The organism is uncultured Mucilaginibacter sp. (assembly GCF_903913935.1).
GTDB lineage: Bacteria > Bacteroidota > Bacteroidia > Sphingobacteriales > Sphingobacteriaceae > Mucilaginibacter.
Genome location: NZ_CAIWNH010000396.1, coordinates 1 through 13,928 on the forward strand (window position 1 = coordinate 1; position 13,928 = coordinate 13,928).

At 42.6% G+C, this 13,928-nt stretch carries 8 protein-coding genes; 4 read left to right on the forward strand and 4 right to left on the reverse strand.

What is annotated here, in order from left to right; translation table 11 throughout:
* Positions 1-111 precede the first annotated feature (111 nt).
* From QZY09_RS15890 to QZY09_RS15905, 4 genes are all read right to left on the reverse strand, one after another.
* Positions 112-2,499, reverse strand: coding sequence for an ABC transporter permease (locus tag QZY09_RS15890; RefSeq protein ID WP_295673953.1), 2,388 nt, complete (start codon positions 2,497-2,499; stop codon positions 112-114).
* Positions 2,500-2,579: 80 nt separating this feature from the next.
* Positions 2,580-5,003, reverse strand: coding sequence for an ABC transporter permease (locus QZY09_RS15895; RefSeq protein WP_295673954.1), 2,424 nt, complete (start codon positions 5,001-5,003; stop codon positions 2,580-2,582).
* Between the two features lie 271 nt (positions 5,004-5,274).
* Positions 5,275-5,952 (reverse strand): ABC transporter ATP-binding protein, encoded by a 678-nt coding sequence (locus QZY09_RS15900; protein WP_295673956.1) that lies wholly within the window; start codon positions 5,950-5,952, stop codon positions 5,275-5,277.
* A gap of 122 nt (positions 5,953-6,074) precedes the next feature.
* A complete protein-coding gene (locus QZY09_RS15905) occupies positions 6,075-7,334 on the reverse strand; it encodes an HlyD family efflux transporter periplasmic adaptor subunit (RefSeq protein ID WP_295673957.1) in 1,260 nt (419 codons plus the stop codon).
* A 436-nt stretch (positions 7,335-7,770) separates the two neighbouring features.
* Here QZY09_RS15905 and QZY09_RS15910 point away from each other — a divergent pair, with 436 nt between their 5' ends.
* The 4 genes from QZY09_RS15910 (at position 7,771) to htpG (ending at position 13,690) form a co-directional block, all read left to right on the forward strand.
* On the forward strand, positions 7,771-9,123 hold the full coding sequence (locus tag QZY09_RS15910; protein ID WP_295673959.1) for a sigma-54 dependent transcriptional regulator: 1,353 nt from the start codon (positions 7,771-7,773) through the stop codon (positions 9,121-9,123).
* The gene (locus tag QZY09_RS15915; protein WP_295673960.1) at positions 9,113-10,477 is read left to right on the forward strand and encodes an ATP-binding protein; all 1,365 of its coding nucleotides are present in this window, start codon (positions 9,113-9,115) and stop codon (positions 10,475-10,477) included. Before QZY09_RS15910 ends, QZY09_RS15915 begins: the two co-directional genes overlap by 11 nt.
* A 649-nt stretch (positions 10,478-11,126) precedes the next feature.
* The gene (locus QZY09_RS15920) at positions 11,127-11,657 is read left to right on the forward strand and encodes an NADPH-dependent FMN reductase (RefSeq protein WP_295673961.1); all 531 of its coding nucleotides are present in this window, start codon (positions 11,127-11,129) and stop codon (positions 11,655-11,657) included.
* Between the two features lie 146 nt (positions 11,658-11,803).
* Positions 11,804-13,690 carry a molecular chaperone HtpG gene (gene htpG / locus QZY09_RS15925; RefSeq protein ID WP_295673963.1) on the forward strand — a complete coding sequence of 629 codons (1,887 nt, stop codon included), beginning with the start codon at positions 11,804-11,806 and terminating at the stop codon, positions 13,688-13,690.
* The last annotated feature ends 238 nt before the right edge of the window (positions 13,691-13,928 follow it).

Genomic DNA, 13,928 nt, shown 5'->3' on the forward strand with positions numbered 1-13,928 from the left:
AATAGTTTTTTATCATGGGACTAATTATTGAATTAGTGATTTATTGAATTTGTCATTTGCTTCGTGTAATTAAGTCATTTTCTTCCCAATCTTCAGTCTCTAATCACTAACCTACTCGCTCCTCAAACTCCTAACGGGATTCGCCATCGCCGCTCTTATGGCCTGGAAACTGATGGTGGCGATAGCGATGAAAAATGCAAGGATACCAGCCACTGCAAACACCCACCAACCGATACTTATCCGGTAGGCAAAATCCTTCAACCAGTTATGCATGCCATACCCGGCTATTGGGAAGGCTATCAATGCCGCCACTGCCACCAGTTGTAAAAATTCTTTGGAAAGCATATTTACAATACCCGGCACACTCGCGCCAAGCACCTTGCGAATCCCAATCTCCCGGGTACGCTGTAATGTGCTGTACGAAGCCAGCCCAAGTAAACCAAGGCATGAGATCATGATGGCAAGCACGGCGAAATACATAAACAGTTTGCCAAACCTGTCTTCGGTTAAATATTGTTTGTTGAAGTTGTCATCCAGAAATGAATAGCTGAACGGCCTTTGCGGAACAAGGGATTTCCATTTGCTTTGCAACGCTGCAATGGTATTTGGTATACCTCCGCCTTTAATTTTAATGGTAAATACGCCGATGTTACGGGGGTTGATGCGAAAATCAAATGGTTTTATATGTTGATCAAGGGATTCAAAATGAAAGTCTTTCACTACGCCGATGATCTGCCCTATCCGTCCCCATTGATTAAACTTTTTGCCGATAGCGTCTTCAGCATGAACGTAGCCAAGCTGCTTTACAGCAGTTTCATTCACGATGAAGGCCCTGGTGGAATCGGTTGGAAATGATGTTGAAAATGTACGGCCGGCCACGATATGAAAGCCATATTGCTGTACAAAATCATAGTCAACATCGTACATACTGATATTCATCGACATTAAATTTCCGGCTCGGCTCTCCACTTCAGAATAACCGACGTTTGTACCGTTACCCGGCGTGTTTGACGAGCCCGACACAGATAAAACACCCTGTACCTGCCGCAATTCATTTTTGATGACCTGCTCCTGGCTTTGCACCGTAGAGTCGCCATTGAAGTCCAAAACGACCATCTGGTCTTTATCAAACCCAAGCGATTGTCCGCGCATATAACGCAGCTGGTTGTAAACAATCAGCGTGGCCACAATCAATACAATAGATATAGTAAACTGTACTACTACCAGCCCCCTGCGTAATAATATTCCTTTTACCGAAGTGCTGAAACGGCCCTTGAGCACCGATGTAATACTGAAACTGGTTAATACAAATGATGGATAAATACCTGCGAGAAAGCCAATTGCCACCGCAATACCAAATAGAATAAAAATGTACCCATGTTCGAAGATGCTTTCGCTGATGATCTTTCCTGCAAGGGTATTGAACAATGGCAGCAGCAAGAGGCATAATAAAAAAGCTACCACAAACGAAACCAGGCTTATGATAACTGATTCGCCCAAAAATTGCATTGTCAACTGGTTTTTAAAGGCGCCTATCACTTTGCGGATACCAACCTCCTTTGCCCGTTCGGAAGCTCGGGCAGTAGTTAGGTTGACGAAGTTAATGCACGCGATAAGCAGAATGAAAACGGAGATAATGTAAATTATATAAAACTTGGTTTTATTGCCGTTTACTGGCGCCCCCCTGAAATTGTCCATATAAACATCTTTCAATGGCTCCACAAAAAGGGTGTAATTGTACCCCTTGCGACGTTGGTCTTCGGTAATGTGCCGGGCAAGGAAGGCAGGGAGTTTTGCCTCCAGTTTCGCTCCGTCATATACCTTTGGTAGTAACAAAAAGGTATAATTGCTAAAATTTCCCCACTCCGGCATATAGATCAATTTCAGCTTTTCCATTGTCGAAGACGACATCAGCATGTCAAAACTGAAATGTGAATTAATCGGAACATCTTTAATGACGCCACTTACCTGCACCGGATGCTTACCATCAAGCATGAGCGTTTTCCCGACAATGTCAATACTTGCAAAATACTTTTTGGCCATTGTTTCAGTCAGCACGATATGAAACGGCTCGGATAGCGCAGTGGCCGGATCACCATGAACGAAAGGGAAAGTAAATATTTTAAAAATAGACGGATCGGTAAAGTTGATATTATTCTCCTGGAATTTACGGTTCCCGTTTTGCACCAGGAAACTACCACCGAACACGCGGGCATACTCCTTTACCTCATCAGGGTAATCAGCCTTCAGCGCGGGCCCCATCGGTGCGGAAGCACTACTCCAATGTAATACTTCGTTCGGCGATCGGATATCGGTATTGAGCCGAAATATATGGTTGAAATTCCGGTTGAACTTATCATAGCTCAGTTCAAAATTTACATAGATAAATATGAGGAAACAAGCAGTCATACCTACGGCAAGCCCGATAATGTTTATCAACGAAAAACCTTTGTGCCTCCAGAGGTTTCGAAATGCTATTTTCAGATAGTTTTTTATCATAACGACTCATTATTGAATTAGTGAATTGGTCATTGGGTTATTTGCTTTGCGTCACTTTGGTCACTGAAACAGAATTCAGACTACTCACTCCTCAAACTCGTTACCGGATTTGTAAGTGCTGCTTTTATAGCTTGAAAACTTATGGTGATAAAAGCGATCAATATGGCCGAAAAACTTGCAAGCGCCGGAACCCACCATTGCATATTCTGCTTATAGGCAAAACCCTGCAGCCAGCCGTGCATCGCCCACCAGGCAAATGGCACAGCAATAAAAATCGCTATCAATACCAGTTTGATAAAATCCTTCGAAAGCATATTTACGATGCCCGATACATTTGCCCCTAGCACTTTGCGAATCCCGATCTCTTTTGTTCGCTGTTCAGCTGCATAAGCGGCAAGACCGAATAAACCAAGGCAGGCAATGATGATAGCCAATGTTGTAAATGCAATAGAAATAGCGCCCATACGTTCCTCCGAACGATAAAGCGCATCAAACTTTGCGTCTAAAAATGTATAGCTAAACAGGCGGTTTGGCGAAAGGCCTTTCCACTTATCCTTGATCTTTGCCATCAAAGATGGAATATCGCCAGAATTGATACGAATGCTGAGATTAGCGATATTTGGGTTCAATTGAAAAACCAGCGGCGTTACGTTAGTTCGTAATGATTTAAAATTAAAATCTTTTACTACCCCAATGATATGGTATTGATCGGTTTTGGTAACCATTTGATCGGCAGGTGTATAAAGTGGCTGATTGATCGGGTTGGCGTAACCAAGTTGTTTTGCAAAAGCCTCGTTGATCACTACCCCCATTGAGTCTGTCGCCATATCTTTTGAAAAGTTACGACCGGCTGCCATCTTTATACCCAGGGTCGGGATAAAGTCTTCGTCTATATTCCAATTAAAGGTTAAAACTGACCTTTTCTGGTCAATCACCGGATCTTTAAAATAGGAAGTGCTGTTGCTGTTTTCATCAGTAGGGAGCGCATCTGAAAGCGTAGCATTTTGAACCCCTGCTACCTGTTTGACTTCGTCCTTAAATGTTTTTGCTGACTTGCCCAAAGCCCATACATTTTGAACCACCAGCACATGATCGCGATGATAACCGAGATCTTTGTTTTGAATGAATTTAAGCTGGTTGCTGATGACCATTGTGCCAACGATCAGAAATATCGAAATAGCAAATTGAACTACCACCAGAACGCTGCGCAGCCTGCTGCCCTTAAAACCACCTGCTAATTTTCCCTTTAAAACTTTTATAGGTTGAAAGCCTGATAAAAACAAAGCCGGGTACGATCCGGCCAAACAGCCAACTACCACAATTATGATGAGTAAAGCAGGGATCAGCCAGCCAAGGATCTCAGGGGTTACTGTTAAATCTTTACCCGACATCTGATTAAAAAGACCCAGCATGCACCAGGCACCCACCACCGCAATAACAGCACCGACGAGGGTTACCAATATTGATTCTGTTAAAAACTGGGCGATAAGCGCGGAACGCGGAGAACCTAATACTTTGCGAACGCCAACCTCCCTTGCGCGGTTAGCCGAGCGGGCAGTTGAAAGATTCATGAAGTTTACGCAGGCGATCAGCAAAATAAATATTGCTGTTGCTGAATATATATATACGTAGGAAATGTTCCCGTTAGCTTCAATCTCGTCGATACAATAGGATTGTAAATGAATTTTTGTGAGCGGAATAATGCTAAGCCTGAAATAGCTGCCGTTTTTTTCGAGTGTTTTAAAGTCCATATGCAAAATGGCCTGCAATTGCGATCCTGCATGCCTAACCATAAAATGAGGAAGTTTCGCAGCGAAGTTTTTTGGATCAACTCCGGGTTTAAAAAGGATATACGTGCTGAAATTATTGCTGAACCACGTAGTTGTTTTACTTTCAGGAAGAGTTGACATCGACATGTAGAAGTCGAAATGGAAATGGGATTGTTTAGGTATGTTTTTAATTATACCGGTTACTTTAAACTGAACCGAATCATTAACCGTTAACACCTGCCCAACCGCGTTAACATGGCCAAAATATTTTTTAGCTATATCTTCAGTGATCACCATAGTATGCGGATCAACCAGCGCACGCGCCGGGTCACCTGCTATCATCGGCAGGGTAAATACGTCGAATATGTTATTATCGGCATAAACCATCCGGTCTTCCTGGATGTCCTGTGTACCCTTTTTTACCTGGTTGCCACCACGGTTCCTAAAACGGGCTACCTGTTCAATTTCAGGGAAGTCGGCCCTTAATGCGGCAGCTGCAGGGGCCGGGGTTACGGCATATGCGTTTTCAAGGCCCCCAAATTTGATATCATTATTCAACCGGTAAATACGGTTGGCCTTTGTGTTGTACCTGTCATAACTTAATTCGTCAAATACATAAAAAACAATAAGCAGGCAAGTTGCCAGCCCAAGGGCAAGGCCCAATACATTAATAAAGGTAAAACCCTTATTTTTCATCAGGCTGCGGAACGCTGTTTTAATATAGTTTTTTATCATTTTAATTGGTCATTGGCCATCTGCTTCGCGGCATTAGTCATTGATAAAACAAGACATTAAGCACACTTCACTTAGGCAACTTTTACATTTCAGCTTTAACGTTTTACCTCAAAATAAAGGCAACACGCAAGCCAACCCCTCCAAAATGGAGGAGATTAGCGGAGGCACTTATTAACTTATATAAAATTTTATTGAAGTCGGTAGTCCTGAGTCTTAAGTCTTAAGTCTGAAATCGAATTTGACTAAAGACATAGGACTTTAGGCTTAGGACTTAAATCATAATATTCTCAACAACGGTTTGTCCGTCGAGCAGGCGGATAATTCGGTGGCTGTAACGGGCGTCGTGTTCAGAGTGGGTAACCATGATAATGGTAGTGCCCTGTTCGTTTAAATCAGTAAGCAATTCCATCACATCGTTACCGTTGCTGCTATCCAAATTACCGGTGGGCTCATCCGCAAGTATCAGTTTGGGTTTGTTTACAACCGCCCTGGCAATAGCCACGCGCTGCTGCTGCCCACCCGATAATTGCTGCGGGTAGTGGTTACGGCGGTGCATGATTTGCATTTTATCCAACACTTCCTCTACCCTTTTTACCCTCTCTGCTGATGGAACGCCGGTGTAGATCAACGGTAACTCTACGTTTTCAAAAACGGTAAGCTCATCAATGAGGTTAAAACTTTGAAACACAAAACCGATGTTGTGCTTACGCAAATCAGCGCGTTTACGCTCGGTAAAATGGGCCACTTCTACGCCATTGAAAATATAGCTGCCCTCATCCGGGTCGTCAAGCATGCCCAATATATTAAGCAGCGTTGATTTGCCGCAGCCCGACGGGCCCATGATGGCGACAAACTCACCGGTTTTTACTTCGATCGACAGCTTGTTTAAGGCAATCGTTTCTACCTCTTCTGTACGGTAAAATTTCTCAAGATCTGTAATTTTTATCATTGGTGCCTCCATAATCCTTACCTCCTTTTTTTGAGTGAAGAATTTTATTTATAGTTTTTTAATTAATTATTCTTTACTTATTTTCTAAAACTTTTCTTTCCAAATCTCCAATCACTAATCCGCTATTTCTTCAATACCAGCACTTCGTTAGTACCATAGGTCTCGTAACTTGAGGTGATCACTTTATCACCCTCTTTTAAACCCGAGGTCAATTCATAATAGTCAGGGCTTTGCCTGTTTATCTGGATATCAACCTTATAAGCAGTTTTGCCATCTGCCGACAGTTTAAATATCCAGTTTCCGCCGGTTTGCTGGAAGAAACCACCTTTTGGTAACAAAAGTGCCGGAACAGGGTCGCTAAATACAAGCCTGATCTGTAAGGTCTGTCCCTTCCTGATCCCTTTCGGTACGGGGCCAACAAACAACATATCCACGTTAAATTGCCCGTTAACAACCTGTGTATATACTTTTTTAACAACCAGCTTAAAGTTTTTGTTATCATTATCAATGTAATAGGCCGTCAATCCGGGAATAACCCTTGATAAATAATGTTCTTCAACCTGCGCCTGCACCTTAAACCCGGATAAGACGTCGACTTGCGCCAGATGTTCCCCTTTTGTTTTACTTTGTCCTACTTCGGCATCCAGGGAGGTTAATTGGCCATCAACCGGCGCCCTTACGGTTAGGTCGGCAACTTTCTCCTGCATAACAGTTAATGCCTGCTTCATTTGGGCAATCTGCTGTTTCGCCTGCGAGACCGATTGTTTTACCAGCATTGTATCCTGGCTTAATATCTGCTTTGTCAGCCTTCTTTTTTCGGTTTGATAATCATAAGCATTTTTGGCGATCTGGTAATCCTGAAAGCCAATGGCTCTCTTCGCATAAAGTTCTTTATCAAGTTTATATAATCTTTCTGCCTCTTTAAATGAACTTTCCACATCGGCCATATTTTGCAGTTTGGTGATGGTATTTTGCTGCGCCTGGTTTTGCGCTATCTGCATCTGGATCTGCTGGCCGGTTACATTGGTTTGCTGGCCGGCCAATTGAAGTTCCAGGTCGGGATCAGATAATCTTAAAATGGGTTGCCCCTTTTTCAGGATCGCACCGTCTTCAACATATTTTTCTTCCACACGGCCACCGTCTGAAGCATCAAGGTAAATGGTAGTAAGCGGTAACACGGTTCCGTTGATCGGGATAAACTCCTGGAACGGCCCTCTTTTTATTTCGCTGATAGTTAGCCTGTCAGTATCTACGTCGAGTTTACTTTTGCCCCCTACAGTTGTTAAAATCATCCAGGTAAGCAGTATAACACCGGCGGCTATTCCGGTAATCATCAGAATTCGTTTGGTACTCCAGGTCTTTTTTTCAATTTTTCTGTCCACTGTATTATGTTGTATTTTGATGAATGGTTATAAAAAGATATGCCACAAATTAATTAGCTGTTTTTCAACTAATTAAAGCTAATTTATAAGATCGAAGCGTACGCTTCTGTTACAGCAAGTGTACGGTTATGATACAATGATTTGTCGCGGCATTCTTTATTGTTTGATTGTTCATTGTTCATAGTTCATAGTTGGTATTTAGCGATTTGCAAATAAATATCATAATTTGCGGATTGTTAGCATAATAATTGAGTTTATACCGGTAGTTGATTGCGTGTAATTTATCTATTTTAAACGAAAGACCGACGCCATCAACAATTAATTAAAAATATTGAATATTTGTAGAATAGATCATGATTAATGAAGAAAGTTGTATCCTGCGAGAACAACTTAGCTGTGAACCATGAACCATGAACCATGAACGATGAACTAAAAGATGATATTAAAAAAAGCTACTGTTTTAATTGTTGACGATGACCCGGATGTGCTTACCGCAGTTAAGCTATTGCTGAAAACGGAAGCCGGCGAGGTGATTACTGAAAAAAATCCCGAAAATTTAAACTGGCTGCTGCAGCGTAACCAGGTTGACCTTGTATTGCTCGATATGAACTTTAACAGCGCCATCAATACCGGCAACGAAGGTTTGTACTGGCTGCGGAAAGTTAAAGAATGGAAACCGAATGTTTGCGTGATTATGATCACCGCGTATGGCGATATTGACCTGGCCGTACGCAGCTTAAAAGAAGGCGCCAATGACTTTATCGTAAAACCCTGGCACAATGAAAAACTGATTGATACAATAAAAGAGTTGCTGGATAAAAAAGAAGGTACTAAACCTTTAAAAACCACCTCAAAGAGCGGAAGTCAGACATCGATTTTGGGTGAATCGGATGTAATGCAGGATATTTTTTTTAAGGTAAACAAAATAGCCCCAACCGATGCCAACATTTTGATACTGGGCGAAAACGGGACAGGCAAGGATCTTATAGCCAAAGCCATCCACGAACGCTCGTTGCGCGCCGATAAACCTTTTGTAAAGGTAGATGTGGGCGCTCTTACGGATTCATTATTTGAAAGCGAATTGTTCGGCCATAAAAAAGGGGCATATACCGATGCCCGCGAGGACCGGACCGGTCGGTTTGAAGACGCTGAGGGCGGAACCTTGTTTTTGGATGAAATAGGCAATATATCACTGCAACAACAGGCCAAATTATTAACGGTGCTGCAAAACCGGCAGGTAACCCGCCTCGGCACCAATAAAGCGGTTGATATTGATATCCGATTGATATGCGCTACCAACCTGCCTTTGTATGAACTGGCAAACGAAAACCGTTTCAGGAAGGATTTAATCTACCGGATCAATACAGTTGAGATCAATATGCCGCCTTTGCGCAAACGCAACGAGGATATAGTGATATTGGCACGTCACTTTGCTAAAGTTTATGCAAGCAAATACCTGAAGCCCTCGGTTGATTTTGACGCCGCTGCGCTGATAAAGCTAAAGGGCTATAATTACCCCGGCAACGTAAGGGAACTGCAATATACTATAGAGCGGGCGGTAATTATGGCGGACGACCATATCCTACGGCCGGACGACCTGATCTTCTCGATACTGGAAACGCAGCCGGATGTGGTAGTTGATGACGATAACATTCCACTAAGCATAATGGAAAAAAATGCTATTTTAAGGGTGATTGATAAGCATAATGGCAATATTACCCGGGCTGCCAAAGAACTTGGTTTAACCCGTACAGCACTTTACCGCAGACTGAGCAAATATGATATTTAAGCGATATGAATGGCGGCTGGTGCTGCGGGTAATCATTATGTTTATTACGCTCACCATAACTTCGGTGCTGGTGGAAAAGGGCTCCGGCTTTTATATCTTTTTAGTGATCACCCTCCCGCTGGTAGTTTATGAAGTGATAGACCTGATCCGCTTTCAAAAAAAAGCACAGGACGAAGTTAGCCAGTTTGTTGAATCTATCCATTACCGCGATTTTTCGAGGCATTTTGATGTGCGCAAGGCTCCAAACGAGTTAAAACCATTGCGCAAAGGCTTTAACGAGATTAATACCACGTTTAAACTCATCAGCCGCGAGCGCGAAACCCAATACCATTACCTCCAAAAAATTCTGGAGCTGGTGGATACAGGCATCTTATCGTACGAACAGGAAACCGGCGAGACAGGCTGGATCAACGAGGCTTTTAAAAACCTGCTGGGTGTCCCTTATCTTAAAACTATCCACTCGCTTGAAAAACGTGAACCTGCTTTATATGCCGAGCTCGTCAAGCTAAAAAACGGCGATGCTAAAATCATCACCATTACCCGCAACCAGCAACTGGTAAAAATACTGGTGACGGCGAGTATGCTGCGCAGCGATGATAAAATTTATAAACTGATCGCATTCCAGAATGTGAGCGAAGCACTGGATGAAACGGAATCAAAAGCCTGGCAAAAGCTACTGAGCGTGATGACACACGAGATCATGAACTCAGTAGCGCCGATATCTTCGCTGGCCGATATGATGAAAAACCGCCTACAAAGCCCCGAAATTAAGAACAGCCCGGTAAGCAGCGAACTGGAGGACCTTGAGCTGGGCATTGATACCATTAAACGCCGCAGCGAGGGCCTGCTTAAATTTACCGAAAGTTACCGCAGCCTGAATAAGATCACCAAGCTTGACCTGACCAAAATATTGGTGCGCAACCTGTTTGAGAACCTGAACAGCCTGATGCGGCCGTCGCTTGAAAAAAAACACATCGAACTGGAGATCATCCTGCGTGACCCTACCCTGGCTATTGAAGCCGACCATAATTTATTAGAACAGGTGATGATCAACCTGCTGGTAAACGCCGTGGAGGCCGTTAAAGAGCGCGAAAACCCGCGCATTACCCTGTCTGCCGAAATTACCAGCAATAACAAAACCCTGGTAAAAATAGCCGATAACGGCATGGGTATGCCGCCAGAATTGCTCGACAAAATATTTATCCCCTTCTTCAGCACCCGGAAAAACGGCAGCGGCATCGGGCTCAGCCTGTGCAAACAGATCATGCTGCTTCACAAAGGCAATATCCAGGTGCAATCAACAGAGGGCATGGGAGCCGCGTTCATCTTGTCGTTTGCCCAGGTTGGTGGGTGAATTGGCTGAACTGGGATTTTTAGGACGAGAGGATTATAGGATTAAAAACCTAATTGTTTATTTTGCAAAAACTGGACCATATCCTGCACCACGCTTATGATAAATAATCTGTTATAATTCAAACATCAGTATAGTTTACAATCAGCTCCCTTACCCAACCCCACCCCATGTTGTGTATTTTTTGGATCGGCATTCCATATTCAGGAAAAATGATAGATCTTACCAAATGCTGTTAACCCGTTATGATAAAAAGGTAAAATAGCCTTTTTTAGCCTCATAAGGCCTTTTTTAATTTATTTGTGGCTTTCTATCAAAGTTTTTGGCCGGCAGAAGTTGCATTAAATATCGGATTTGATGAAGTGGAACAGTTATTGCAATCTCCGATGAGCAATAATGCTAATAAAAAATAAAAAAATGAACATACTTAACATCATCGGGATACTAGCCATGACAGCTCCGGTATTTTTTATCATCAGGACAAGCATTTCGATGATAAAAGATAAGCGTTTAAATTAAAAAAGCAGGTACTTATATCTTCTAAACTAAAAGTGATCCGGGGTTCCAAAAGAACCGTCAGTATTTGATCATTTTTCCGATTGGGCTGCTTTTCGAAGTTTATAAACTGTAAAATTGTATTTTATAGTTCACATTGACGCCCACCAAAAAAATTCTCGCTATTTCGGGCAGCCTTCGGGGCGGCTCGTCCAACCATGCAATTCTGCGTTTTATAGGCCAAATGGCTCCGGAATATAACGAATACGTTATTTACGATGGGCTAAGCCAATTACCCCACTTCGACCCCGGTTTGGATAATGACGATCCGCCGGAAACAGTAACCGCTCTCCGCCAATTATTAACTGAAGCTGATGGCATTATCATCTGTACGCCCGAATACGCTTATGGTGTGCCCGGCTCGCTAAAAAACGCTTTGGACTGGACGGTGTCAAGCGGTTCGCTGGTGGGTAAACCCTTGGCCTTGATCACCGCTTCAACAGGCGGGCAAAATGCCCATGCGGCCCTGCTGCTGATATTGGGGGCTTTATCGGCAAATTTATTGGAAGACGCTACGGTGCTGATCTCTTTTATCAGGTCGAAAATGGATGGGGACGGGAATATAACAGATGTGGAGACAGCGGAGAGACTAAAAAATGCATTTACGGGGCTTTTAAGCAAGTTGTAAAGTTTGATTAACTCCTTTTCAAACATTATTACAATTACAACATTTCTAACCCTATCCCCTGCCAATTTGTCAACCTAATGCCTTTTGGAACGCCCATTGATAGATGGGGTTATCACAAAAACAATAAACTAATAATTATATAGATTATGCAAGAAAAAGGCACGATTTCGATACATACCGAAAACATTTTCCCGATCATCAAAAAATTCCTGTACTCGGATCACGAGATATTTTTGCGTGAGCTGGTATCCAATGCTGTTGATGCGACACAAAAGATCAAACGCCTTGCGCTTTCGGGCCAGTACACCGGCGAATTGGGCGACCTGCGTGTTGAAGTAGCGTTTGATGAGGACAAAAAAACCATTACCATATCCGACAATGGTTTGGGAATGACAGCTGAAGAGATCAAAAAATACATCAACCAGATCGCTTTTTCAGGCGCTGCCGAGTTTGTTGAAAAGTTTAAAGACTCCAAGGATGCCAATGAAATCATCGGCCGTTTTGGCTTAGGTTTTTACTCTGCGTTTATGGTTGCCGACCAGGTAGAGATTGAAACTTTGTCGTACCAGGAGGGCGCAACACCTGCCCATTGGACATGCGATGGCAGTACCGAATTTGAAATTACCGAAGGCAGCCTGGCTGAACGCGGTACGGAAATCACCCTCCACATCAATAAAGATGGCGAAGAGTTTTTAAGCAAACATCGCCTGCAAGAGATCCTGGATAAATACTGTAAATTTTTGCCGGTGCCTATCAAATTCGGCACAAACACCCAGCAAGAAGAAGACGGCGTGGATGAAGAAGCCAAAACCAAGTACAAGTCGGTTGAAACTGATAACATCATCAACGATACCAACCCGATCTGGACTAAAGCACCTGCTGAGTTAAAAGACGAGGATTACCTGAATTTTTATAAGCAGCTTTATCCATTCTCAGAAGATCCGCTGTTCTGGATCCACCTGAATGTGGATTATCCGTTTAACCTTACCGGCGTACTGTATTTCCCGAAATTGAAGAATGATTTCGAAATGCAGCGCAATAAAATCAAGCTTTATTCGCGCCAGGTGTTTATCACAGACGAAGTAAAAGACATTGTTCCTGAATTTTTGATGTTACTGCATGGGGTGATCGACTCGCCGGATATCCCGCTAAACGTATCGCGGAGCTTTTTACAGGCCGACAGCAATGTAAAGAAGATCAACAGCTATATCACTAAAAAAGTAGCTGAAAAATTGGCAGACTTGTTTAAAAATGATCGCAAGGCTTTTGAAGATAAATGGAGCGATATAGGCCTGTTTGTTAAATATGGCGCCATCAGCGACGACAAATTTTATGATAAGGCCGAAAATTTTGTTTTGCTGACCAATACAAAAAAGGAAAATTTTACCCTTGCAGAATATAAGGAAAAAGTGGCCCCTGAGCAAACTGATAAAGACGGCAAACTTGTTTACATTTATACTAATGATCCTGACAAACAGGATGCATTTATACAATCAGCAAATAAAAAGGGCTATGATGTATTGCTGATGAATTCCCCTATCGACAATCACTTTATCGGCCATATAGAGCATAAGCTGGAAAATACTTCCTTTAAAAGGGTGGATGCCGATGTTGCTGATAAACTGATCGCAAAAGAAGATGCACCCGAGCATATCCTGACTGAGGAGCAATCAACCAAAGTGAAAGCTGTATTTGAAAAGGCGATCAACAGAGCTGCATATAAGGTACAGCTGGAAAGCTTAAACCCAGAGGAAATGCCGGTAACCGTAACGATGGACGAATTTATGCGCAGGATGAAGGAAATGGCAGCAATGGGTGGCGGCATGAGCTTTTATGGCAGCATGCCCGATAATTATAAAGTGATCGTCAATGGTAATCATAAACTGATCAGCCGGATTGCCAACGAGGAAAACGAAGAGTTACAAACCCAGCTTTCAAAACAAGCTTTTGATCTTGCTTTACTTTCACAAGGATTGTTAACCGGCGCGGAACTGACAGAGTTTGTTACCCGCAGTGTTAATTTGATTGACTGATGAGTTAGTTGATTGAGTTGAATAAGTTAGATTGGGTTGATTAGGTTGGGGAAATCCAGCTTTATCAACCAAATTTTTATTTAACGGACATTGTTGGTTGCACGTGAAATAGCATATTCTTTTGAGCGAATTAACACAATCAACTTATTCAACCCAATCCAACTTAATCAACCTTTTTTATTTGAAGAGTTTAGCTTGTTTAAGTTGAATTAGTATGATTAGATTTGAGTAACAATAA

Coding starts and splice junctions, on each gene's coding strand:
- QZY09_RS15890 (WP_295673953.1), bottom strand. CDS start 2,499: ATGATAAAAAACTATCTGAAAATAGCATTTCGAAACCTCTGGAGGCAC.
- QZY09_RS15895 (WP_295673954.1), bottom strand. CDS start 5,003: ATGATAAAAAACTATATTAAAACAGCGTTCCGCAGCCTGATGAAAAAT.
- QZY09_RS15900 (WP_295673956.1), bottom strand. CDS start 5,952: ATGATAAAAATTACAGATCTTGAGAAATTTTACCGTACAGAAGAGGTA.
- QZY09_RS15910 (WP_295673959.1), top strand. CDS start 7,771: ATGATATTAAAAAAAGCTACTGTTTTAATTGTTGACGATGACCCGGAT.
- QZY09_RS15915 (WP_295673960.1), top strand. CDS start 9,113: ATGATATTTAAGCGATATGAATGGCGGCTGGTGCTGCGGGTAATCATT.
- htpG (WP_295673963.1), top strand. CDS start 11,804: ATGCAAGAAAAAGGCACGATTTCGATACATACCGAAAACATTTTCCCG.